Source organism: Belliella aquatica (genome assembly GCF_014637795.1).
Taxonomy (GTDB): Bacteria; Bacteroidota; Bacteroidia; order Cytophagales; family Cyclobacteriaceae; genus Belliella; species Belliella aquatica.
The window spans coordinates 1-24499 of sequence record NZ_BMFD01000025.1; the positions used below are offsets into that span (position 1 = coordinate 1).

General features: G+C 36.1%; 24 protein-coding genes. 9 read left to right on the forward strand and 15 right to left on the reverse strand.

Going from position 1 to position 24499, the window contains the following annotated elements:
- Window positions 1-114: 114 nt before the first annotated feature.
- The 7 genes from IEV57_RS18405 to purN all read right to left on the reverse strand — a co-directional run bounded on the left by IEV57_RS18405 (window position 115) and on the right by purN (window position 8616).
- Window positions 115-1254: a galactokinase gene (locus IEV57_RS18405; protein ID WP_188444508.1), complete on the reverse strand. Its 1140-nt coding sequence runs from the start codon at window positions 1252-1254 to the stop codon at window positions 115-117.
- Window positions 1255-1265: 11 nt separating this feature from the next.
- Entirely contained in the window at window positions 1266-2339 is a 1074-nt protein-coding gene (locus IEV57_RS18410) for an aldose epimerase family protein (RefSeq protein ID WP_188444509.1), read from the reverse strand.
- Window positions 2340-2447: 108 nt separating this feature from the next.
- Window positions 2448-3473, reverse strand: coding sequence for a LacI family DNA-binding transcriptional regulator (locus IEV57_RS18415; protein WP_188444510.1), 1026 nt, complete (start codon window positions 3471-3473; stop codon window positions 2448-2450).
- 19 nt (window positions 3474-3492) lie between these two features.
- The gene (locus IEV57_RS18420) at window positions 3493-4473 is read right to left on the reverse strand and encodes a M28 family peptidase (protein WP_188444511.1); all 981 of its coding nucleotides are present in this window, start codon (window positions 4471-4473) and stop codon (window positions 3493-3495) included.
- The gene (gene cysS, locus IEV57_RS18425; protein ID WP_373282273.1) at window positions 4463-5968 is read right to left on the reverse strand and encodes a cysteine--tRNA ligase; all 1506 of its coding nucleotides are present in this window, start codon (window positions 5966-5968) and stop codon (window positions 4463-4465) included. The genes IEV57_RS18420 and cysS overlap by 11 nt, the downstream gene beginning before the upstream one ends.
- A gap of 453 nt (window positions 5969-6421) precedes the next feature.
- A complete protein-coding gene (purH, locus tag IEV57_RS18430) occupies window positions 6422-7948 on the reverse strand; it encodes a bifunctional phosphoribosylaminoimidazolecarboxamide formyltransferase/IMP cyclohydrolase (RefSeq protein WP_188444513.1) in 1527 nt (508 codons plus the stop codon).
- Between the two features lie 110 nt (window positions 7949-8058).
- Complete coding sequence (gene purN, locus IEV57_RS18435; protein ID WP_188444514.1) at window positions 8059-8616, reverse strand: phosphoribosylglycinamide formyltransferase; 558 nt, start codon at window positions 8614-8616, stop codon at window positions 8059-8061.
- A 132-nt stretch (window positions 8617-8748) separates the two neighbouring features.
- Between purN and IEV57_RS18440 the strand changes: the two genes are divergently transcribed.
- A complete protein-coding gene (locus IEV57_RS18440; protein ID WP_188444515.1) occupies window positions 8749-9525 on the forward strand; it encodes a prohibitin family protein in 777 nt (258 codons plus the stop codon).
- Between the two features lie 128 nt (window positions 9526-9653).
- The gene (locus IEV57_RS18445) at window positions 9654-9833 is read left to right on the forward strand and encodes a hypothetical protein (protein ID WP_188444516.1); all 180 of its coding nucleotides are present in this window, start codon (window positions 9654-9656) and stop codon (window positions 9831-9833) included.
- 36 nt (window positions 9834-9869) lie between these two features.
- On the opposite strand, the gene IEV57_RS18450 is transcribed toward IEV57_RS18445, so the two are convergent.
- Complete coding sequence (locus tag IEV57_RS18450; protein ID WP_188444517.1) at window positions 9870-10727, reverse strand: geranylgeranylglycerol-phosphate geranylgeranyltransferase; 858 nt, start codon at window positions 10725-10727, stop codon at window positions 9870-9872.
- Between the two features lie 255 nt (window positions 10728-10982).
- On the reverse strand, window positions 10983-13118 hold the full coding sequence (gene recQ, locus IEV57_RS18455) for a DNA helicase RecQ (RefSeq protein ID WP_188444518.1): 2136 nt from the start codon (window positions 13116-13118) through the stop codon (window positions 10983-10985).
- A gap of 249 nt (window positions 13119-13367) precedes the next feature.
- On the opposite strand from recQ, the gene IEV57_RS18460 reads away from it, so the two are divergent.
- From IEV57_RS18460 to IEV57_RS18485, 6 genes are all read left to right on the forward strand, one after another.
- Window positions 13368-13556: a CsbD family protein gene (locus IEV57_RS18460; protein ID WP_188444519.1), complete on the forward strand. Its 189-nt coding sequence runs from the start codon at window positions 13368-13370 to the stop codon at window positions 13554-13556.
- 410 nt (window positions 13557-13966) lie between these two features.
- On the forward strand, window positions 13967-14641 hold the full coding sequence (locus tag IEV57_RS18465) for a GOLPH3/VPS74 family protein (RefSeq protein WP_188444520.1): 675 nt from the start codon (window positions 13967-13969) through the stop codon (window positions 14639-14641).
- Window positions 14642-14866: 225 nt separating this feature from the next.
- Entirely contained in the window at window positions 14867-16030 is a 1164-nt protein-coding gene (locus IEV57_RS18470; protein WP_188444521.1) for a homogentisate 1,2-dioxygenase, read from the forward strand.
- A 430-nt stretch (window positions 16031-16460) separates the two neighbouring features.
- Window positions 16461-17522 (forward strand): Fic family protein, encoded by a 1062-nt coding sequence (locus tag IEV57_RS18475; RefSeq protein WP_188444522.1) that lies wholly within the window; start codon window positions 16461-16463, stop codon window positions 17520-17522.
- 245 nt (window positions 17523-17767) lie between these two features.
- Entirely contained in the window at window positions 17768-18883 is a 1116-nt protein-coding gene (locus IEV57_RS18480; protein ID WP_188444523.1) for a Fic family protein, read from the forward strand.
- 2 nt (window positions 18884-18885) lie between these two features.
- Complete coding sequence (locus IEV57_RS18485; RefSeq protein WP_188444524.1) at window positions 18886-19236, forward strand: hypothetical protein; 351 nt, start codon at window positions 18886-18888, stop codon at window positions 19234-19236.
- A 9-nt stretch (window positions 19237-19245) separates the two neighbouring features.
- Here IEV57_RS18485 and IEV57_RS18490 read toward each other — a convergent pair whose 3' ends face one another.
- The 5 genes from IEV57_RS18490 to IEV57_RS18510 form a co-directional block, all read right to left on the reverse strand.
- Complete coding sequence (locus tag IEV57_RS18490) at window positions 19246-19605, reverse strand: hypothetical protein (RefSeq protein ID WP_188444525.1); 360 nt, start codon at window positions 19603-19605, stop codon at window positions 19246-19248.
- Between the two features lie 394 nt (window positions 19606-19999).
- The gene (locus IEV57_RS18495) at window positions 20000-20725 is read right to left on the reverse strand and encodes a hypothetical protein (protein WP_188444526.1); all 726 of its coding nucleotides are present in this window, start codon (window positions 20723-20725) and stop codon (window positions 20000-20002) included.
- A gap of 130 nt (window positions 20726-20855) precedes the next feature.
- Complete coding sequence (locus IEV57_RS18500) at window positions 20856-21149, reverse strand: STAS-like domain-containing protein (RefSeq protein ID WP_188444527.1); 294 nt, start codon at window positions 21147-21149, stop codon at window positions 20856-20858.
- Window positions 21150-21154: 5 nt separating this feature from the next.
- Window positions 21155-21544, reverse strand: coding sequence for a helix-turn-helix domain-containing protein (locus IEV57_RS18505; protein ID WP_188444528.1), 390 nt, complete (start codon window positions 21542-21544; stop codon window positions 21155-21157).
- A 22-nt stretch (window positions 21545-21566) separates the two neighbouring features.
- On the reverse strand, window positions 21567-21872 hold the full coding sequence (locus tag IEV57_RS18510) for a type II toxin-antitoxin system HigB family toxin (RefSeq protein WP_188444529.1): 306 nt from the start codon (window positions 21870-21872) through the stop codon (window positions 21567-21569).
- Window positions 21873-22055: 183 nt separating this feature from the next.
- On the opposite strand from IEV57_RS18510, the gene IEV57_RS18515 reads away from it, so the two are divergent.
- Window positions 22056-23099 carry a YbjQ family protein gene (locus IEV57_RS18515; RefSeq protein WP_188444530.1) on the forward strand — a complete coding sequence of 348 codons (1044 nt, stop codon included), beginning with the start codon at window positions 22056-22058 and terminating at the stop codon, window positions 23097-23099.
- 82 nt (window positions 23100-23181) lie between these two features.
- Here IEV57_RS18515 and IEV57_RS18520 read toward each other — a convergent pair whose 3' ends face one another.
- A complete protein-coding gene (locus IEV57_RS18520; RefSeq protein WP_076497533.1) occupies window positions 23182-24471 on the reverse strand; it encodes a YopA family protein in 1290 nt (429 codons plus the stop codon).
- Window positions 24472-24499: the final 28 nt, after the last annotated feature.

A 24499-nucleotide genomic window follows, 5' to 3' on the forward strand; every position in this document is an offset into this window, starting at 1 on the left:
CAAAAAAACCTTATTGAAACTGATTTCAATAAGGTTTTTGTAAATAATTTTAAATCAATACGTTACAGGGTTTTTACCAACTATTTTTGACCATTAGATCTCAATACTCACTTTCTATAAAAATCCTGTTCCATCTTCTGGGGATACAATATAAAACTTAGGAAACTTATTGAAGTTTTTCTGATAGGCCTCAGAAATGTCTTTTTGAAGTTTTTCGATAATATCCTGATGTACAATATTAATGGTACAGCCACCGAATCCCCCACCCATCATCCTACTTCCTAGGACTTCGGGAATCTCTTTGGTGTAATCAACCAGAAAATCTAGCTCTTCACAGCTCACTTCATAAAGTTTGCTTAAACCATGATGTGATTGATAAACCTGCTTCCCAAATCCGATTAAATCTCCCTTCCCTAATAATTCACAGGAATCTAAAACTCTTTGGTTTTCCTCAATGACATACTTGCACCTATCATATACGACAGCATCAATACTTAATTGATCCAACAGATCTAAACTCACATCTCTCAAATCTCTCACATCAGCTTGAATTTGCTGGGCTGCCCTTACTCCTTCTTCACATTCCAATCTTCTTTTATTGTACGCACTGTCAGCCAATGAATGCTTTACCTGTGTATCTATCAAAAGTATTTTATAATCCCCTAGATCGATCGGGAAGTAGTCAAAATTCAAAGTTCTACAATCCAATCTAATGGCATAACCCTTTTTGCCCATTGCAGAAGCAAACTGATCCATAATTCCACACTGAACTCCAGCAAAAGTATGCTCCGCTTTTTGTGCATAATGCACCAATGATTTTTTTGGGATTTCAAAACCAAATAACTCTGACAAGGCAAAACCAACAGCGCACTCAAGTGCGGCAGAGGAAGACAAGCCAGCTCCCACAGGAATATCCCCACCAAATACCATATCAAATCCCTTGACAACATAGCCAGCTTGCTGAAGCTGCGAGACAACCCCCATTACATAAGTTGCCCAATGTCCATTTTTAGGTGAAAATGACATAATATCAAATGAAAACTCTTCTTCAAAATCGACAGAATAAATCCTTCCTTTTTGAGAATCATTCTCAGCAATTGCTACAACCATTTTCTTATCAATTGCAGCTGGAAGTACAAAACCACCATTATAATCAGTGTGCTCTCCGATTAAGTTTATCCTTCCTGGAGAATAAACAAGCAATGGCTCTTGATCGAAGATGTCTATAAAAGTATTTTTAATTGATTGATACATGATCTTGGTTTTTAGCGCATAGAAAATTTAAATGTTGTTTTTGAAAAGAAAGATTCGTCAGGTCTCAAAACAACAGAAGGGAATTCTTTTTGATTGATACTATCTGGGAAATGCTGAGTTTCGAGACAAATTGCAGCATTTTTCTTATAGGCAATGCCATTCTTTCCTTTGATACTTCCATCAAGATAATTAGAGGTATAAACCTGAACTCCAGGCTCAGTCGTATCAACCTCCAAGACTCTCCCACTTTGTGGTTCAAATAGAGAAATACAATTTTCACGAACATCGAATGCGAATGAATGATCTATACCATTTCCGTATTTCAGCTGTAAATTTTCCTCTCCGAGAGACTTGCCTATTTCTGTCTCTTTTAAAAAATTAAAAGGTGTGTTTTCAACTGGTTCTAACTCCCCTGTTGGAAAGCTATCATCATCAACTGGCAGAAAATGCTTGGCAGAAATCTGCAATTTATGATTCAAAATATCTTTCGAAAAGTCCCCACTCAGGTTGAAATAAGAATGATTAGTAGGATTGAGTATGGTGGTTTTGTCTGTTGTTCCATGGTATTCTATAGCAAGCATCCCATCTGATTGAATACTGTAAATCACCCGAAAATCGATATTTCCTGGATAATTTTCTTCTTCCTCTGGACTCGTCAAAGAAAATTCCACACCTATACTTTTATCATTTTTGAAGGGTGATGCTTTCCATACTTTTCTATCCCATCCATGCTTGCCACCATGAAGATGGGTTGAGCCTTGATTTGGATTGAGCTTGTATGTCACTCCTTCCAATTCAAATTGATTTCCTTTAATCCTCCCACCTATTCTACCGACTGTGGAGCCTAGGTAACAATAATTTTCTAAATATTCTTTACTCAAATATCCTTCAAAATCATCAAAACCCAAAACAACATCTTCCATCTTCCCAGCTCGATCTGGAACATACAGATGCGTTAGCGTGGCACCATAATTCATCACTGAGGCTTTGATAACACCCGGGATTTCTAATGTATAAAGTTGGATTTCCTCACCGTTTGGCGCTATTCCAAAAGGTTCAAAGGATACTGTATTTTCGGCAGGCATGATTTGTATAGGTTTGAAGTCTAAAAATAAAGGCTGAAAATCACAATACCCAATTCTACAACAAATAGATTGACAATATTTGATTTTCAGCCTGAAGAGAAACAAGCACTACTTAAGCTTCAAAGTAGAGTTTCTTGCTATTAAAGTTGTACCTAAGACAAAAGATTGTGGTTCATCAGGAACAATCTCATCGAGTTGATCCAAAAGATGATTTGCTGCTATTTGACCCATTTCGTACCCGGGCTGAGATACCGTCGTCAAAGAAGGTTCTACAACAGCAGATGTAGGGTTATTGGTAAATCCAGCCAAAGCAATTTCTTCCGGGATTTTAATCCCCTTTTCTTTTAAAATTAGCATCACATCAACCGCCACAGGATCTATCATTGCGAAAATAGCATCAGCGCGATCTTCTTCTTCAAGAATTTTATAGGCTATTTGTCTATTTGATTCTTGATTCAAATCAGAAATATAAACACGACTATCCTTTTCCGAAATCCCATATTCTGCTAAAGCTTTCAGATATCCTCCTTTACGTTTTTTACTGATATACAAATCCTGTGGACCGGATATAAAAGCAATTTTTCTACACCCCTGCTCTAGCAAATGATGTGTCACCTGATAAGCACCATGTTCATCATCAACTGTCACTCTGGACACTGGGATTTCTTCTGTCACCCGATCAAACATGATAAAAGGAATTTCTCTATCATAGAGATCTTGCAAATGTTGGTAGTTTTTTGTTTCTCTACTCAGAGAAATCAACAATCCGTCCACCTGACTTGCTACTAGAACCCTAATATTGGAAATTTCTTGAACATAAGACTCGTTGGACTGACATATCATTACATTGTAACCTCGCTTATAAGCGGTGTCTTGAATGCCTGATATATTGCTTGAGAAAAAATGAGATTCCAATTCTGGAACAATTACACCCAAAACTTTGCTTCTGCTTATTCTTAAACTTTGGGCTAGCAAATTGGGCTGGTAATTCATACTTTTAGCCATTTCCACGATACGCTTTTTGGTATCTGGATGCAGCTCTGGGGAGTCTTTCAATGCCCTGGAAACTGTGGAGACAGAAACATTCAGCTTCTTGGCAATCTCCTTCATTGTCACCTGATGGCCTCTTTTCATTGAAATTTTTGCGTTTAAGTTACTCCTGATATAAAGTGAATAGTACTGTTTGCCCTACTGCTTTCAAAGTTCGTGTATCAATCAAATCCATATTATCATCATGGGTGTGATGATATCTCCCAAATCCTAATTCAGGAGAAAATTCAATGATATCTATCATGGGGATGCCAGCATCTTTGTTGACAAAGAAATGATCGTCGGTGATTTCACCAACATCCTTCAAGATAAAGAAGTCCGAATATCCCAATTCTATCCCATAATTCCATACTTTGTTAACGATGTTTTTTGCAAAGTACATGGAGTAACCTTCTCTGTAAAATCTAGCTCCTTTTCCTCCTACCATATCTAGCAATATGCCATAAAATGCTTTATAGCCACTCTTGTGAGGATTTTTTGACCAATATTGAGACCCTAAACACCACCAAGTTTGCGAATTATTCCTAAAACTAGCTTGCTCTGGCTCTCCATCATCTTCCCCATCGAATAGAATAAAATCTATTCCAATATCTGGCTTTAAGCTTGAACTAGCGATAATTCTTGCTAATTCCAGTGCAACCCCCACACCTGAACCACCATCATTTGCTCCGTCAATGGGCTCATCGATTCTTTGGGTATCTTTATCTGCAATCCTCCTCGTATCCCAATGGGCAGAGATCATAATTCGCTTTTGTGCAGATGGGTTGTATGAGGCAATAATATTAGTCAAATCCCATGTTTGATTGTCATAGGTTTTGGCTTGAAATTCTTGAGTCTGAACTTCTAACCCAAACTCTTGAAATTTAGCAATTATCCACTCCTTCGTCTGTTGATGCCCGGGTGTCATAGGAACTCTAGGCCCGAAATCTACCTGCTTTTGAATAAAATAATATGCTGAATCGGCACTGAATTCAGGCACTTCTCTGTAAGTGATTTGTTCGACAACTTGATCAGAGGATGTCTTGGAATCACAGGCCCAAAAACCAAAAACGAGTATAAATCCAATTAAGACCCTATTCTTCATATGCCCAGTCGATTTTGTCTTTCATATCCTTAACATTAATTCCCATGGCTTTTAAGCCTCCTCTAATTTCGTCCACCTTATCATAATCCTTAGCCAATTTAGCATCTGTATAGAGCTTGAGCAATACTGACAATAAACCTTGTTGATGATCTGCCTTTTCTTCCTCAAGACCTAATATCTCTTCTACGAAAAGAATATAAGTCTGAAGCATATTATCAAAAACCTCTTTACCCAATTCGGCTGATTTTAACTGACCTGTATAAAGTGAATTGATTTTTTTCAATAAGTTGAACAGATGTCCAATTGCTTGCGCTGTATTAAAGTCATCATCCATCGCTCTATAGGCATTAGCGATAATTTGCTCAACCTGCTGAACTTGCTTTTCATCTATTGTAATCTCACTGTCTGCCTCAAAAACAAGGTTTTTGGCAGTTCTCAGTCCATTGATTATTTTCTTGTAGCCTTTTTGTGCAGCTTTGAGCGCATCATTGGAAAAATCAAGTGTAGATCTATAATGTGCTGTCAAGATAAAATAACGGATTGTCATCGGGCTATATGCCTGTTCCAACAAATCATGTTTGCCAGTGAATAACTCCTGAAGTGTAATAAAATTACCCAACGATTTACCCATTTTCTGACCATTGATCGTGATCATATTGTTATGCATCCAGTATTTGGCTGGGTCTTGATGGTTACAAGCATTTCCTTGTGCGATTTCACATTCATGATGTGGAAACATCAAGTCCATCCCACCTCCGTGAATGTCAAAATGCTTTCCGAGATACTTAGAACTCATCGCTGTACACTCCAAATGCCAGCCTGGGAAACCAATACCCCAAGGAGATTCCCATTTCATCAAATGTTCAGGTGCTGCATTTTTCCACAATGCAAAATCAACTGCATTCCTTTTTTCGGTCTGCCCATCCAAATCCCTACTACCAGAAACTAACTCTTCAAGAACTCTCCCTGATAGCTTCCCATATTTTTGCGTCTCATTATATTTTAAGACATCGAAATACACTGATCCATTTACTTCATAAGCGAGCCCTTCCTCCAAAATCGCTTGAACAAGCGCAATCTGCTCAGGAATATGTCCAGTCGCTCTTGGTTCAATACTCGGCTTGATGGTATTCAAAGCCAACATATCTCTATGATAAGAATCTGTATATTGTTGAGCGACTTCCATAGGCTCTAGTTGCTCCAACTTCGCTTTTTTGGCGATTTTATCTTCTCCTTCATCCGCATCACCTTGTAAGTGTCCCACATCCGTAATATTCCTGACATAGCGAACTTTCATTCCCAAATGTGATAGGTATCTATAAACAGTATCGAATGTTATCGCTGGTCTTCCATGCCCAAGATGCGCATCACCATAGACTGTAGGACCACACACGTACATTCCTACAAAGGGTGGGTTGATTGGTTCAAAGATTTCCTTTGTCCTTGAAAGGGTATTATATATTTTCAATTGGGAGTGATGTGTCATAATTATCATCTTGCAGTTTACCTGAACGAGCAAACTAAAATACTATAAAGAATAAAATAAGTCTGCAAATTAGCTTTTAGAATTTATCTTGCGAAGAAACTGAGAGATTATTAGCAATCGAAAACTCTAAATTTTCTGATTCTATTATTGTCTCTAAAAATAAAGTTAATCTAATAATTTGACCGAAATGCGAATTCAAGATTTTATATATTCCCGTTTTTACACAAGTAGCCACTTAAAATAATCTAAATCCTAAATTTCAAAGTGCTACGCCGCGGCGCACAAGTGTGGACTGTTAGCTGTCGACAGTTGACAATTATCCGCAAGATTATTTGTGATAAATTCACTTACAGGTGCCATTGCGGATAATCATTTAAGATTTAATCAAATCCCATGAAATTTAAAAGTCCTGAGTGAATTCTTACTCAGGACTTTTAAATTTTAATTTCAATGATCTATGTTTTAATGCTTAAAGTGTCTCACTCCTGTCATCACCATACTCATCCCATTTGCATCACAAAAATCAATAGAATCTTGATCTTTGATCGATCCACCAGGTTGAACTACGGCTGAGATTCCTTCATTGGATGCGATCTCTACACAATCTGGGAATGGGAAGAAAGCGTCCGATGCCATCACTGCACCTTTCAATTCAAAACCAAAAGACTTGGCTTTTTCAATCGCTTGTCTCAATGCATCTACACGGGAAGTCTGTCCTACCCCAGATGCAAAAAGTTGCGTGCTATTGCTCAAGATAATCGTGTTTGATTTGGTATGTTTACAAACTTTCGCTGCAAATACCAACGCATCTTTCTCTTCTTCAGTAGGAACTACTTTTGTAACTACTTTGAAATCAGCTTTGGTCTCAGTTTGCAGATCTTTGTCTTGCTCAATGATACCGTTAAGCAAGGTTTTGATTTGCTTAGTCCCTTCGATCTGGATTTTCTGCCTCAAAAGAATTCTGTTTTTCTTACCTTTCAACAAAGCAAGAGCATCTTCATCAAATGATGGCGCGATCAACACTTCAAAGAAAAGGCTATGCATTTCTTCCGCTGCGGCTAAATCTACATTTTGATTGGTAATCAATACCCCACCAAAAGCAGAAGTCGTATCCGCCTCAAATGCTTTTTGGTATGCTACTTTCACCGAATCAGCTATCGCAACACCACAAGCATTGGTATGCTTCAAGATTGCAAAAGCAGTTTCACCCTTAAATTCAGCGATCAAAGCAACTGCTGCGTCAACATCTACTAAATTATTATACGAAAGCTCTTTACCGTTAAGTTGATCAAATAACTCTTCTAAGTCACCATAAAAATGTGCTGCCTGATGTGGATTTTCACCATATCTCAAAGCCTTTGCTTTTGTCTCTGAAACCTTCAATGCAGGAATACCTTCTGCTCTATTGAAGTAATTAAAAATATGTGTGTCGTAATGAGATGAAACTTGGAAAGCTTGAGCCGCAAAGTAACTTCTATCTTCCAAAGAAGTCGCTCCATCTTGCGCTTTCAATCTTTCTTCCAACTCACCATATTGCGCTTTGGATGCGATGATGGTGACATCTTTGAAATTCTTAGCGGCTGCACGAATCAAAGAAATACCACCAATATCAATTTTTTCAATTATATCTGCTTCTGAAGCGCCAGAAGCAACAGTTTCTTCAAAAGGATACAGATCCACTATTACCAAATCTATCGCAGGAATATCGAATTCCGTAGCCTGTGAAAGGTCTCCATCATGGTCTCTTCTATGAAGAATTCCACCAAAGATTTTTGGATGCAAAGTTTTAACTCTCCCTCCGAAAATAGACGGATATCCAGTCAAATCTTCAACAGGAATCACCTCAGCACCTTGTTCTTCGATGAATTTCTGAGTACCCCCAGTTGAGTAAATTTTAACACCCTGAGCTTTCAGTTGAGCGATGATAGGTTCAAGATTGTCTTTATAAAAGACAGAAATTAAAGCAGATTGGATTTTGTTGGTAGCCATGTTTTTTGAATGCTGCAGATCATTTGTTTATGAATGTATAAAATTGATCGTTGCAGCTATATTTTTTGGTGAATAAATTTTCAAGTCGCAAAGGTAGGAAAACCAAGGGATTAAAGCAGGCTTTCTATGACATTTGGAAAGTATTTGTGTTCCAATTCATGAACTTTATTGGCTATATCCTCTGCAGAGTCTGTTTCCAAAACTCCAACTCCAGCCTGAAAAATCACTTTCCCCTCATCATAATTTTCATTCACCAAGTGTATCGTAATGCCAGTCTCCTTTTCACCTGCTGCTTTCACAGCTTCATGCACATGCATCCCATACATCCCTTTCCCCCCATATTTTGGAAGTAAGGCGGGATGAATATTGACGATTTTTTCAGGAAAAGCTCGGATAAAATCTTTTGGTATTTTGAGTAAAAAACCAGCTAAAACCACCAAATCAATATCTAAACTCAGGAGTTTCTCTGTTAGCAAACCTGATTCTAGGTCAGATCTAGTAAAAGTGAAAGTAGGAACATTGAATTTTTTGGCACGTTCGAGCACGAAAGCATCTTTTTTATTGGAGCCTATCACGGTCACGTGGGCTTTTGTAGAATCCTTTAAATATTCCAAAATTTTCTCAGCATTGGATCCACTTCCTGAGGCAAGGATTGCTATTTTTTTCAATGTATGTAGTTTTTTGATTTGGCGGAGTAAAATTACAGATTTCTCAATGAAAATTTAAATGTTTCTAGATTCATTGGGCAACCTTAGGTGGTATTTTTCCCGTTTAGTTATCTGAAACTAATACTAAATTATATGAGAAATCTTCTGTTTTTATCCATCCTTACTTTCTTAATTTCATCCTGCACCGTAGTTAGACAAGGTGAAGTTGGGGTCAAACGTAAATTCGGGAAGCTAAATACCAACATTTCTGACGCTGGTCTTATTAGCTACAATCCTTTCACCACCACTATCATCAAAGTTCCAGTCCGAACTGTCAATCAAGAAGTCAAGCTTAATCTACCTAGCAAAGAAGGACTAACAATAGAATCGGAAATTTCAATTTTGTACAGTATAGAGAAAAACAAAGTGCCATTTATCCTTGAAGATATAGGTACAAATTATGAAAGAGTATTGATCATGAACGTATTCCGATCTGCCGCAGCCGATGTAACTGCCCAATATATGGCCAAAGATATGCACTCAGGCATGCGAGGTCAAATAGAAAATCAAATTAAAGACCGTATGCATGAATCCCTTTTGGAAAGAGGATTTGTAATAGAAAAAGTATTGATGAAAAGTATCCAACTTCCTATAGAACTTAGTCGTGCTATAGAAAGAAAACTTCAAGCGGAACAGGAAGCTCAGCAGATGCAATATGTACTCGATAGAGAACGACAGGAAGCCGAAAGAAGACGCATTGAAGCTGAAGGCACGAGGAATGCTCAAATGATTCTTGCTGAAGGTTTGGTCAGAGAAATCATAGAATTAAGAAGTATCGAAGCTTTCCGAGAATTAGCAAATTCCCCAAACACAAAAATCATCATTACCGATGGCAAAACTCCGTATCTCATCAATAGTCAGAAGGATTAAGGTCGGAAAAAAAATAAATATAATTGATCAAGCAAGTCTTTAGTGATGAATCATCCAAAAAGACTTGCTTATTTTTCGTTTTATTTTAGATAAAACTGTAAATTGAAATTAAATTAAAAAATTTGATTATGTTAACTCAAGCGCAAGTTAAAAGGCAATTAGAAAATTTACCAGAGGAATTTTCACTTGATGATTTGGTTGAACAACTGATAGTAATTCAGAAAATCGAAAAAGGTCTGAAAGACTCTGAAAGTAATAATGTTATTTCAGAAGAGGAATTAGACAAAGAAATTGAAAAATGGTTTTAATCTGTGATCACCCGCAAAATCTGTGTTATCAGCGTTCTACAACAGCCCCATACTAATAATCCCAGTCAACATCAGCAGTTTTGACAAAATACTCAATTGAGTAAAGTGAGCTTTTCGATCGGCAACGTATATTTTGTACATAAACAAAAAGAAAAGAAAGCTCAATCCTCCGAAATAATAAAATAGGGAAATATTATTTATCTTAAATGTTACAATCAAGATCGCACAAACAAAAGCGATTGCAATCACGAAAATCACCCGTTTGGTGTTTCTAAAACCAATGACAATAGGGAGTGTTCTGCATCCATGTAATCTATCTCCTTGACGATCTTCTATGTCTTTGATAATCTCTCTGATCAAATTGATAAAAAAGGCAAATATTGCATAGGTCAACACAAGCAATTCAGATTGTTGATAATAGTATCCAATCATCCAAATAGCTGTTCCAGTCAACAAAGCCACTACAAAGTTTCCTACAAAAGGCAATCTTTTCAAGGAGTTGCTGTACAGCCAAAGCAAAAATGCCGAAATGAAAAATATCACTCCAATCCTTGGACTTACAAACCAGGCAATTCCGATACTTGTAAAATTCAAGACAGTATGAAAAAATATTGCCACACGCCGCTTCATCCCTTTTCCTATGATCACCTCCTCAGGTTTGTTGATATAATCTATTTTGACATCATAATAGTCATTGATCATGTAGCCAGCGGCCGTCAAAATCACAGTCGACAAAATCAATAAATACAAATTAATATCTTGTAATACAGGCAGTCCTTGCCTATTGGTCTCCACCAAAAAATAAGCCGTCATCAATTGTGCAAAAGCTACAATCACCAAGTTCACAGGCCTACTAATTTTAAATAAACTCCTTAAAGAAAATGACTTTGACATGTATGTGGTTGGATTACAACGTAAAAATACGATAAGTATCCAGCATTGAAAGGCAGAAAGAAATAAGATTTTAGATTGTAGATGCTGAAATAAAAATGTTTGGCTAAAGCCTTAAATATATAAAGATGCTTGGTAAAGATGGGCTAAAGCACCATCCCAATTGAAAAGCCCCAAATTTTACAATTTTTCAATCTTCAAATTTTTGAATTTTCTTTTGCGAAACTTAGCTCCTTCCCTTCCTTTGCGAGAACTTCTTCACCTTTCCTCCGCCAGAGCAACCTTCAACTGAAAATAAGAATACCTCTCACCAAACTGCTCTTTCAATGGTTTGAGGAAATGAGTCCCTTGTCTACGGTAAGCAAGACGAATATTAAGTAGATCATCTTTTGAAAGAAATTTTTCTGCATCTACTTCTTTCTTTTTAACCATATTCACCAAATGATCTTCCACAGTATTGAAAGTCATCCCTCTTGCTTCTGCTATTTGATAAATGTTCTTTCCTTCATTAAAGAGCTTCAGCGTCATCATCTCAGACTGAGAATTCCGAAGCGGTTTGGTTCTTTGGGTTTGTTTCTTTTGCTGAGGACTGAGCTTGTGGAAACTCGCATAATCAGCAATTATTTTCATGAAATCACTGCCATAACTTTGCGCTTTCACCTGTCCAACACCAGAAATCTCCAAGAATGAACCTTCTTCAATCGGTAAATAAGTCGCCATCTCAACCAAGGAATTATCTGCAAAAACCACATATGGAGGCACGCCACTTTTCTGTGCAATAGCAAACCTCAACGCTTTCAATTCGTCTAACAATTCTTCATGATGTGTACTCGGTTTATTGGAGACTTCTGGCAAAGACTCTTCCATCGGTAGCAAAATTTTATCTTTAGCCTTTAACTTTTGCCAAGCGAATTCTGTGAGTTTCAGGGTTGGAAACTGTGCTCCTGCTTCTGCCAAATAATCCTCTTGAACCAGTTTGTCGCACAAATCCTTCCAAAAGGACTCAGGCCTATCTTTCCCAATCCCATAGACACTTAAACTTTGATGTGTTTCTTGTACTTTGGCGGATTTGGATCCTCGGAGTATCAACAACACATAACCAATCCCGAAACTTTCTCCTAATCTTGCAATGGTGGATAGCAACATCTGCGAGGGAATAGTCATATCTTGTCGATTCCCTTTTTGGAAGCAAATGTCACAATTGCCACAATCCCCTGTATGATCTTCACCAAAGTAATTCAATAAAAATTTCCTCCGACAAATCTTCGTCTGACAGAAGGATTTCATCTTCTCCAGCTTGTCTTGCATGACATGGACAAATTCCTGATTGTCTCCCTGATCGAGCATCCTACCAAGGGTGATGGCATCTTGACCTGAATAAAAAAGCAAGGCATCACTCGGAAGGCCATCTCTACCTGCCCTTCCTGTTTCCTGATAGTAGCCTTCTACATTTTGGGGCATATTCATGTGGACCACAAACCTTACATTGGACTTGTCAATTCCCATCCCAAAAGCAATGGTCGCCACCATAATCTTGACTTCATCTTTGATGAAAAGTTCTTGGTTTTTCTCCCGCTCCTCCCTTGGCAAACCTGCATGATAAGGCAAAGCTGACATTCCTCTGGCTTGCAATTCAGCCGCGGTTTCTTCTACATTTTTTCTAGAAAGACAATAAATTACACCTGAGTCCTTTTTATGGAAATCCAGAAATTCCAACAATTTCCCCATTGCATCTCTTTTCGCAGTAACCCGATAGGTGATATTGCTTCTGTCAAAAGAGGAGATAAACCACTTTGGCATTTTTAACCCCAACTTATCAGCAATATCCTTTCTGGTCAACTTATCCGCAGTAGCAGTCAGTGCGATAAAGGGTATTTGAGGAAATGATTTTCTCAACTCGCCAATTTTCAAATATTCAGGCCTAAAATCATGCCCCCATTGGGATACACAATGCGCTTCATCGATAGCGACGAGAGACAAATTCACTGTTTTTAGGAAATCCTTCAACGGGAAATCTCCTCTGTACAAGCGCTCAGGAGCAATGTATAAAAGTTTGATTTTTCCTGATTCGATTTGGGAAGAGATAAAGCGCTGCTCACTTTGACTTTGGGAAGAATTGAGGAATGCAGCAGGAATTCCATTGGCATTTAAAGCATCTACCTGATCTTTCATCAGAGAAATCAGAGGAGAAATCACCAAAGTCAATCCCTCAAAAATCGTCGCAGGAACTTGGTAACAAACGGATTTTCCTCCACCTGTAGGCATCAAGACAATGGTATCTTTTTTTGTAAGAACAGATTGGATTATTTGCTTCTGATTTCCTCGGAATTCTGAATACCCAAAAAATTCCTTTAAAATCTCCTCCGGTTTTTTAAATGATGCGGCTTGGTTCATGGCTTTTCGATAGATAAAAATGAAAAATTGAAATTACTAAATCTTCCGCATTCAAGAAAAGGAAATCCACTTCTCAATAAGAAAAAAATACTTAAAAGATGCTTTTTAACTATCTTTAATTTACCTATTTGAGTAAAAAACATGTTTATTTTTATTCATTTCATTATTAAACATAAGAATTTTAGACTTTGGAATAGACTTTGCACTCTAGTCATTATAAATAATTTTCAACTAAACCAATATATTGTTATGTCTTTAAACTTAAAAATCAAAGGAAATTGGAATGAAATGAAAGGTAAACTCAAAGAGAAATACGGAGAGCTAACCGATGATGATTTAGTCTATGCTGAAGGTCAAGAAGATCAACTGCTAGGTAAACTTCAAAAGAAAACAGGTGCTGCAAAAGAAGAATTGAGCAAATTCCTTTTTGAAGATTAATCAATATTTGAATTGTTTAAGACTAATTGATCTTAAATAAAACCTAAAAGCGGCTTCGAGCCGCTTTTTTTTATATCTATATGACTGTCTAATAGGTTTACCTACTTTTTTACAAGTAGCCAAACAAAATGATATATTCAAATCAATTAATGCACTGATAACTAATTTACCAATAATCCTTATGTGCACGCCTAGACGCATAAGCGTGACATAAATAACACGTATCCACTTGAGCCAATCTTTTAATTTGGTTTCTGTTATTATTGCAGATAATCTTATTGTCTGAAATTTTATCTATTTGTAAATTAGATACATGAATTATGCTAAACAACCATTTTGACCTGAAACCAAACTTTTTTTCGACTTTTAAAGTAAATTCAATATACTTTTAATCAATAAAAATTCACGATATGGGATTATCACTTTCAGAAAAACTGCTTTTATTGGCCATTCATCCTGATAATGGGAAATTTATTTCACCTGATTTGCATCTTAACTACAGCCTGACAGGAGCTATCTTGTTGGAGCTTTCCATCAGAGAACACCTCAAGTTAGTGGATGGCAATGTCTATTTAAATGATATAGATAAAATTGACAGTCCAGTATTACTAGGAGTGATAAATTTGATCCAAGAATCAAAGAAACCAAGAACACTCAAATTTTGGGTTCAGAAGTTGGGTAGAAAAAGCGGAAAATTCAGATGGTCAATATTGAAAGAAGTGGAATCAAAACGAGTGGTAAGAATACATGAAAAAGCATTTTTGGGAATTATACCATATAAAAGAGTTTTCGTTTTGGACAAACAACTCAAAAATGAGTTGCATAACTCTTTGAAGGATTTTCTCAGGAGTCCAGATTCTCAAAACACTGAACAAGTAGCTTTGCTGGGACTGATAGATGCAAGTCAAATGCACAAATTATTGACTTCAGACAGCCAAAACAAGAGAGTTATCAAAAAGAGAATCCAAGAAATTGTCAAAGAAAACCCTATCAAAGATACCGTCGAGTTAGCAATCAAAGAGATTCAAGCCGCTATCTTGACAATTATTGCTATTAGTGCCGCTACTTCAGCGAGCGCAAGGTAAATAAGAAGCTTGAATATCTAACACCTCAACAATTTCTCTGATTCAAAACTCTTATTAACATCAAAAGGAGCAATATCAAAAACCCTTAAAATCTACCTTGCCAATAACCTTGTAACCTTCCAACTTTGGAACTCCTCCACTTTACCAAAGGAAATAAACCCTTCAACTTGACAGCAGGTCAACATTATTCCTTAAATTTGAATACAAATATAAACCCAAAGGAAAATGGCATATTATCATAGACTTGGAAATATCCCTCCAAAGAGACATACCCAATTCAGACAGCCGGACGGTAGCTTATACAAAGAAGAATTGGTAAGCTCGAAGGGATTTTCAGGAATCTACTCCAACTTATATCATATCCACAATCCAAATAATGTTCAAAACATCGGCAAACCCACTCCATTTGATTGGGAAATAGCCAAAGAACATGGATTGAATCAAACGCATCTCAAAACAGCAGGTGTAGGAACTACAGGGAAAGATTACCTGAGTGCGAGAAAAATGTTGATGATGAACAATGATGTCATGATGGGCATTTGTTCTCCAGAACAAAGAAAGATGGATTACTTTTTCAAAAATGCCGATGGTGACGAATTGCTTTACATCCATGATGGAGAAGGGGTAATGTATTCTCAATTTGGAAAATTGGAAGTACGACAAGGAGATTACATTGTCATTCCAAGGACGACCATTTATAGATTTGAATTCAAAGAAGAAGGACCACTTCGTATTTTGGTTATCGAGTCAAAAGGACCTATAGAAACTGTCAAAAGATATAGAAATGAAGTCGGGCAGCTTTTAGAGCATTCTCCATATTGTGAACGTGACATCCGTCCACCACATGAAATGCATACTGAAAGTGAAAAAGGAGAATACCTGGTACAGATCAAAAAACAAGGAATGCTTCATCCATACACCTATGGACATAGCCCCTTGGATATCGTAGGCTGGGATGGCTATCTCTATCCTTATGCACTCTCCATCCACGACTTCGAACCGATTACTGGACGCATTCATCAGCCACCTCCAGTACATCAGACTTTTCAAGCTTGGGGATTTGTGATTTGCTCGTTTGTACCAAGATTATTTGATTACCATCCATTGGCCATACCAGCGCCATACAATCACAGCAATATAGATTCTGACGAGATCTTGTATTATGCTGAAGGTGAATTTATGAGTAGAAAAGGAATCGATCGGGGTTCGTTTACCTTACACATGGGAGGATTGCCACATGGTCCACATCCTGGAACAGTGGAAAAATCAATCGGAGCTAAAGCCACCGAAGAACTTGCCGTGATGCTCGACACATTCAAACCCATGTTTGTTACCACACAGGGCCTAGAATTCGTAGATCGAAATTATCCTATGAGTTGGACGGAGTGAAAATCGCATTCTGTATCTGATGCAGGATAGATAAATGATGTTAGAATAGAAAAAGAAACGCCGATAACGTTTCTTTTTCTATTTATAAACAAAGTAAATTTTGATATCGCGGGCATTCTAGAAGGCAGGGAATATTATTAGAGGTGAAATTAGATAAAAGATTAAGTTGAAGGTATAAATTAGTTCTCTACTAAATATACTTAGATGGAGAAGCAAGTATTCCATATTCCCATATGGAATAAAACTAATCTGAGCCGATTAATCCTTTTAATCGGCTTAAAACACCATTTAGTTCAAGCAAGTAATGGTAGCAAGAATAAAAAGAACAAGAAATTCTTAATATTTAGCGAATGCAATGTAAAAGAATTTCAATTTTCTTTACATTAGTGTTTCACAAGATAAAGAAAAATAAAAAATCTTTACAATACCCATGACCTGGCAACCTACATCACTTCCTTACAGCAAAGAACTTGAAACCAAACAAGTACTCAAAGCCCTCAACCAGGCACATCGTGCACTTGCAGAGCTCAAGGGCGTAGCTAGAAGTATTCCTAGGCAGGATATATTGATCAATTCATTATCCATACAAGAGGCTAAAGATAGTTCTGAAGTGGAAAATATAGTTACCACACATGATGAACTCTACCGATCTTCACTTGGACCTGATTACGATGTGTCTCCACAAGCCAAAGAAGTGAAAAACTATATATCTGCTCTCAAAAGGGGTTTTGACATTGTCACCAAACATGGCATTCTTACATCCAATCACATCATAGAAATACAAACTGTATTGGAAGGGAACAATGCAGGTTTTCGAAAACTACCAGGAACAGCACTCAAAAATCAGCAGACGGGAGAAGTGGTTTACACACCACCGCAGGAATATGATGAGATTGTAACGTTAATGCAGAACTTGGAGCTGTTCATCAGTGATCCTGAGATGAGTGAAGTAGACCCAATTATCAAAATGGCAGTTATTCACTTTCAGTTCGAAAGCATACATCCATTTTATGATGGCAATGGCCGCACAGGAAGAATCATCAATATCCTCTACTTGGTTCTCCAAGGTTTACTTGACTTGCCCATACTGTACCTGAGCCATTTTATTATACAAAATAAGAGCGAATACTACATGCACTTGCAAGAAGTAAGAAAAACAGGGGAATGGGAAGCTTGGCTTTTATACATGATTCAAGGGGTGGAGCAAACTGCGCTAAGCACCATGCACAAAGTGGAAGAAATAAAAAGAGCTATGATGGTGTTGAAAAATATCCTCCGAGAAAATTATAAATTTTACAGTCAGGATTTGCTCAACCACCTTTTCCATCATCCTTACACCAAAATAGAATATTTACAAGAGGCCCTTCGCGTCAGCCGTCCTACTGCTGCGGGATATCTCAATCAATTAGCCAAAGATGGCGTCTTGATCAAAAAAGTAAGCAAACCCAATTATTACATTAACCCATATCTGACCAAGGCATTGGCGCCCTAAATGAATATAGACATAATGGTTTAGGCAAATTAGCGATTGAAAGAAAAGCCAGAGTAGATTGCTAAGAAAGAAATTAGATTGAATTCAATTGAAAGTATAAATAAAATCTATGCTTCATTTCATGAAAATAGAGAAGAAATTATTCCATATTCCGATACGGAATAAAACAACTCTGAGCCGATTAACCCTTTTAATCGGCTCAAAATTTTGCTATATTTGAGCCGATTTATTAAAATAATTGGCTCATGACCTACAACTGGCAACATCAAAATTGGCCAAATTTCCAGTATGATTTGGAGATCTTACAGCCTTTATTTCTAGAATTTTCCTTGGAATGGGCTGAATTGAGTGGGATGGAAAAAGGACTCTCTACAGATTTAGAGGAAGAAACGGTCATCAATATCATGGTTTCTGAAGCCATAAAATCCTCTGCCATTGAGGGTGAGTTTTATAGCCGGGAGGATGTCATGTCTTCTATCAAGAACAAACTTGGACTAAACAAAACACCTGCTAGAGTAAAGGATCGCTATTCGGCTGGGATCGCTGAGTTGATGGTTGAGGTAAGAACTAGCTTTCAAGAGCCTCTGAGTACAGAAATGCTAAAAAATTGGCACAAAATCCTCTTTGTTCATGCTAAGAATTTACTTGTGGGCGATTGGAGAGAAGGAAACGAACCCATGCAGGTGGTTTCTGGATCCTTGGGAAGAGAATTAGTCCACTTTGAAGCTCCCCCATCAGATAAGATCGCCAAAGAAATGGAATTGATGGTTAACTGGTATAACCAGGCTAACTTTCCCCAAATCAATGCTATTGGTTCAGCTTTGTTGAAATCAGCCATTGTGCATCTTTATTTTGAATCCATTCACCCATTTGAAGATGGTAACGGAAGAATCGGAAGAGCGCTTGCAGAAAAAGCATTATCACAATGTCTGGGAAAACCAGTCTTATTGAGTATTTCTAAAATCATTGAAGCGGATAAAAATGCGTATTACCAAGCTTTAAAAGATGCGCAAAGGGGCTTGGAAATTACCGATTGGATAGCCTACTTTATTAAAGTAATCATCACCGCCCAACGGGATTCAAAAGCTTTGGTAGAATTTCTTTTAGGGAAAGTGAAGTACTTTGATAAATATAAAAACTACATGGACGACAGACAGACCAAAGTTATTGAAAGAATGTTTGAAGCAGGGCCAGAAGGTTTCCAAGGTGGAATGAGTGCTAAAAAATACATGTCCATCACTCAGGTTTCCAAAGCCACAGCAACAAGAGACCTGCAATACCTTCACGAAAATGGACTTCTGATCCAGTCAGGAGCAGGTAGATCTGTGAGGTATGAGTTGAATTTACTAAATGTGAAATAACCATGATGGATCAAAAACGCGAAGAAGAAAAGGAAAGGAGAAAAAGAAGAAATCAGAGATTGATTATGGCACTCTTTGTTGGATTATTTTTAATGAATATTCTGTTAATGATGATCTTGCCTCCATTTTCAAATGAAGCTGAAATTAAAGGTAAATTCATTTTTTATGTGCCTAACCGTGGAACAGCATTAGTATTTCTCTCCAATAAAATATTCCCAGTGTTTGAGGATTACTTTACAATATTCGATAAAAATGTAAATGTCGGAGACTTCATCCAAAAGGCAGCGGGATCCGATTCTCTTATTATTTACAGAAATAACATAAAGACTGTAATCAAGCTGGAATCTGAATGATTTTGGGGTTTAAGTGGAATAATAAAAATACCACCCATTTTTTAATTCAATAATTCGTACGACAATAAAGCCGAATGGAGGTATTCCATCCCCTAACTTAATATCCCCTTTATAGGATTTGATGTATCCATATTCATTGTCGATAAAACCATCAATTGTTAATACCAAAAATTCCTCATCTCTGTGAAGTGAAATGATATCAGCTTTAATCATATTTTGCTGAATTTTTAAAATATCATCTATTGATATATTATTTTCCTCCATATAATCCCCAAATGCTGCTTTAATTTGAGTTTTGGTTGAAAGCTTTTTACTGTCCCCTATATAACTTTCATCAATCCTTTTTGAATATCTTAGAAAGTCAGACATTTCATGAATACCGCTCTCTAAGCTAAGATTTTCTATTTTTTCTAATCTAGATTTATTCAGATTGTAATGGAGTTGGTGACTTAAACTGTTTTTGGGAAATAGGAAAAATGCAAATGAAATTAGTATGATAATGATAGGTGCATATGAAACTAATTTCTTGACCCCATTTAAAAAAATGAATACGATTGAGAAAATCAATCCTAAAAAAAAATAACTAACAATGCCAGTACATCAAATAATGGACCTAGGAGTAAAGAATACTGCAATTCAAAAACTGTTGCTAAGAATATTAATATGCTAAATACAAACGCCAGAGTTTTTATGATTGAATTCATATAATTGCTCAATTTGATAACTTATATATTAAAGTTCTGAGATTCATTTTCATCCTAAATCACCTCAACTCCCCCTTCTCTTGATCAAAGAAAAAATCATTGTCCATTGGCTTCCAATATTTACTGATATTAGCCATATGCTGAATAGGTTTTTTGAAAGCTGAAACAGGGATAATATAAAGGGCTTCGGGGGAGGAAGGACTTCCACCAACACCTAAGGCAATAAAGGTTGGCATCTTAGTCCGAGTTTCAAATGCCTGATATCGCTCCAATTGCCCATCATTAGCAAAGCGAATAAAATCTCCTTTTACATTACTTCTCCATTTACATTCTACAGCAACAGGGAAGCGTTTATTTCCTAATTTTAACTCCAATTGTAAGTCAGGGTCTAAGGTAGTTTCTGCATACCTGCCTTCAACATATTTATCTCCTGCCCATTGTTTGATGACAAAGTAGTCCTTATTGAACTTCATGACGATGAACTTTTCAAAATCTAATCCCGCTTTGACATTTACATCGATCAACTCAGTCTCAGGTTCATCTATTGATGCTTTCAGATCTTCTTTGATTTTTTTAATAATGGGTTCAGGATCTCTGCCTTCTTGAAGGGCTGTATCTCGAATAAGATTTTCTTCTTTTGAAGTAAAATTCGAATCCTTTATCGCAGCTGCAATCGCATTTTCAAGACTTTTCTGATCTATTGTAGAAGAGTTCTCTTGACCAAGCATCCAAATTCCTGAACCTATGGCAACAACTCCAAAAATAATTAATACTATGGCTAACATGCGTGTCATATTTATTAGGACTGATTTAAAAAACTCAAATTAAGAAAATTTTCAAGTTTTAAGAACTAAAACCATATCAATGGAGTAAAAAAAGGAATATCAAATAAATAAGAGGCTTCGCCCTCTTATTTTAATGTTTAGTACTATCTGATTTAAATCCTTGAATATAATGCTTTAGCATTTGCGCTTGCGTTGGTGTCAGCTCTCTAGGTTTGACCAAACTTAGAAATTCTTGCAAGCCAATTTCTTCAATTAGAGCTCCAAAAGAAGAGTTTAAAAATGATGAAGAAGGCGCAGATGCGTCTTTAAAAGAAACTTCAATGGTTTCACCTTTTTTCAATACCTCTTTAAGATGGAGATAAAAATCATGTCCAGCTTGATTGGTAAAGGTCTCCTTGACGATATGTGCAACTCGAATTAACATATAAATTATTTCACCATTTCCTGACTGCTATTGAGTTTATAAGGTTGTATCAAAACCTCTACTGGCAATCCTAAAAGCTCGTGAAGGTTTCTAATCATATCGATAGTCAAAGCTCGTTTACGGTTGAGTACTAGGCTTACTGTAGTCTTACTGCCAATAGCAGAGATCAAGTCTTTGTCTTTCAGCCCTTTCATTTCCATGGCTTCTGTGATAGCAGTGATAGGCTCAGGTAAAGCGATAGGGTAGTGCTCTTTTTCATATTTTTCTATCAGCGTGACTAAGAGCTCTGCTTCCATTCCTTCAGGACTATCTGGATTGGTATCAAATATTGAAGAAAGTCTCTTTAAAGCATTTTCATATTCCTGCTCCGTGGTGATGATTTTATCCCATTTCATATCTACGATTTGATTTTACGATTTAAAACTGGTCAACTGTATTTGCATCAACTTTATCATATTCGGCATGTGTGCCAATAAATTTGATAAATACCCACTGCCTTACATAACTAATCTGCACGATTAGCCGGTATTTATTTCTTGCAATATTAAATACCACACGATTGTTTTTGACCGGATCAGCATCGGGAAAGTCTTTGACAACATCCAATGACTTTTGCCAATCAGCTCCTTTTGTAATGGATATCCATGTTTCAAGACTGGCTTTAGCATCGGGATGCTTTTCATAGAATTTTACCAGATTTCTTAAGGCAATGATGTTTTTCAATGGTTTATATTTTTACAACGGTTGAAGATAGATAAAAGTTTTCAATATGAAAACTTTTATCTGATTTAGATATGAAATTTAAGAATTCAGAATAAAACTTTTCTTTTCAATAGAAATTAGGTCAAACTTGATAAATATCCAAAATCAATAAGTATTTTTAGGTACATCAAATAATTTTAAATAATGAGATCAGCAATTCTAGTTTCCTCAACTGAAAGACTTGAAGGTTATGAAATTGAAAAGTATTTTGAATTGATTTCTACAAATGTTGTCTTAGGCACAAACTTCTTTTCAGATATAGGAGCATCGTTTACTGACTTTTTTGGAGGGAACTCCGAAATATATCAAAGCAAACTCGAAAAAATTTACAAAGTGGCTATTGATAAGTTGAAAAATAAAGCATCAACTATTAATGCTAATGGAATCATTGGAGTAAGAATAGATTTTGATGAGATTTCAGGGGGTGGTAAATCAATGTTTATGATCTCTGTATCTGGTACTGCCGTGAAATTGAAACTTCTAAAGAAAGTTGATTTATTAAAGGAGAATAATTCGTCTTTTACATCAGATGAACTTGATGTGATGTCTAGAAAGATTGCCACCAAACTAAAAGTAGATCAAAATCAAACTCTAGGTAGCAGTGACTGGGAATTTTTAATTGAGAATTCATTAGAAGATCTTATTCCAAATTTGGTAGAATCATATTTTAAACTGGTTAAGGATTACCCATACTCAGACCAATTAAAAATTTATAAAGGTTATCTAACTGTATTGCTGAGACAGAGCACTCCAGAATTAGTTGAGAATACACTTTATGGAATGTATGCTTCAAACCCTGAAATTATTTCACAATTAATTGTTGAATGTGAGATGTTTTCCCCTTCCCTAACGATAGATTTAATTGAATCAGGAAAAATTCATTATGCTATAGCAATTCTTGAAGCCAAAAAGAGTTTTTATACAGCTGATGATTATACTAAAATGGTAAATATTTTGAATCTACTAACCACTTTACCTGATACTGGCAAAATTGAGGCAGTAAAAGGAATGTTGGGTTCGAAAGAAAAATTCATTTGTGATAAAGGTCATCAAAGCTCACCGGATTTAGCTTATTGCACTGAATGCGGTCGTAACATAAAAGGTGTTACAAAAGGAGAAGAAATAGCCATAAATCAATTCTCAATGAAAATTGAGGCTTTAGAGGAGTTATTCAAAACTAAAACCTAGTGGTTATTCTTTTACATGATTTTATTCATTTAATTGGATTGGATTTAATAATTCACATCAATATTACATAGTAATCATACGATTATTTTACAGCCAATTCTTTTGAAAGATTGAATATTGAAACTTGATTTTCAGCAGGATATGCAGAACCTTTAATTCTAGATCTAATTATTCCTTTGTAACCTATAATCCTGAGTAAAAGAACCTCTAAATAAAATATTCCAGTATTCAGTAAAGGCCATGTTTTACCTTTGAGTTTTTCCAAATCTTTCTTTTTAGATTCTGAATAATGAACATATGCATTTCTTATTAAAGGAAATACATAGGCAAAATCTTCAGACTTATTTAGATCGAATTCTTTGAAAGTTTTTCTGTATTCCTTAGGGAATTCTGTTGATAAACTGAAATGAAAGAGAAGACTTCTAATTTTATTACTTGCGTAATTTTTTTCTTTGTCAGATTCACCAAAAGCTTTAATTTCTCCTTTCTCTAAAACTAGCCAACTATATAGAGTTTCAAAGCTGTTTTGTAAAAAAATGATCGAGCCGTTAGTGTAACCAGAGTTATTTAAAGCTTCTAAATACCAATGGATCACAAAATCCATTTTTTCAAAATCACTTTCAGTTTCCGTGACATTTAAAAATTTATTCCATAGTGAGCAAAATTCATCATCAAAGCGGAAAGGTAACCAGGATTGAACATATTTATGATGATCAGTAATGTATGGTGAATAGTCTTCCCAAATTATTTTTTCATCACTTGAATATGCTTTCAGAAATAGTGGTGCAACTCTCCGACCATTTAAAAAAGATAAAAATATTTTAAGCCTCTTAACAATGAAATTGACTCTATTTAGTGGAGTGACTTTGTTGAACTTTATCCTGCAATTGTTAGAGATAATATAACCTCCTTCGCTCTTAATTGCTTTTTTGCTTTTTTCATCAAGAATGTTTTGAATCTCTATTGAGTGATCAGTAGAAATAAAACTTATATGTCCTAACCTTGAACCTTTAGGACTTTTCTGGTATGATAACCCAAAATATTCTCTAAAATTAACTAGATTAAAGTCTATGTATTTTATCTTTTTCTTACTTTGAGTAAAAATTAATTTTTCATTAATGCTTCCTTTAATGTTAATAGTTTCGCCATAAAATTTATTTTCTATAAAAAATTTCACCTTTTTGTTTTGACTCCCAATTGTAATTGATATTTCATTTTTATCAAATATTGCCTTCAAATCAGAGCAATCAAGGATTTCAAATCTTAATTGATGCCTTGGAACCCATTTGACAAAGATTTTTCCATTAAAAAGATGAGTACCAAAATGAAATTCTCCTTGGTATATCAATATTTCTTGATTTGGGTATTCCATAATTATGGTTGAAACTATTTCTTTCTTT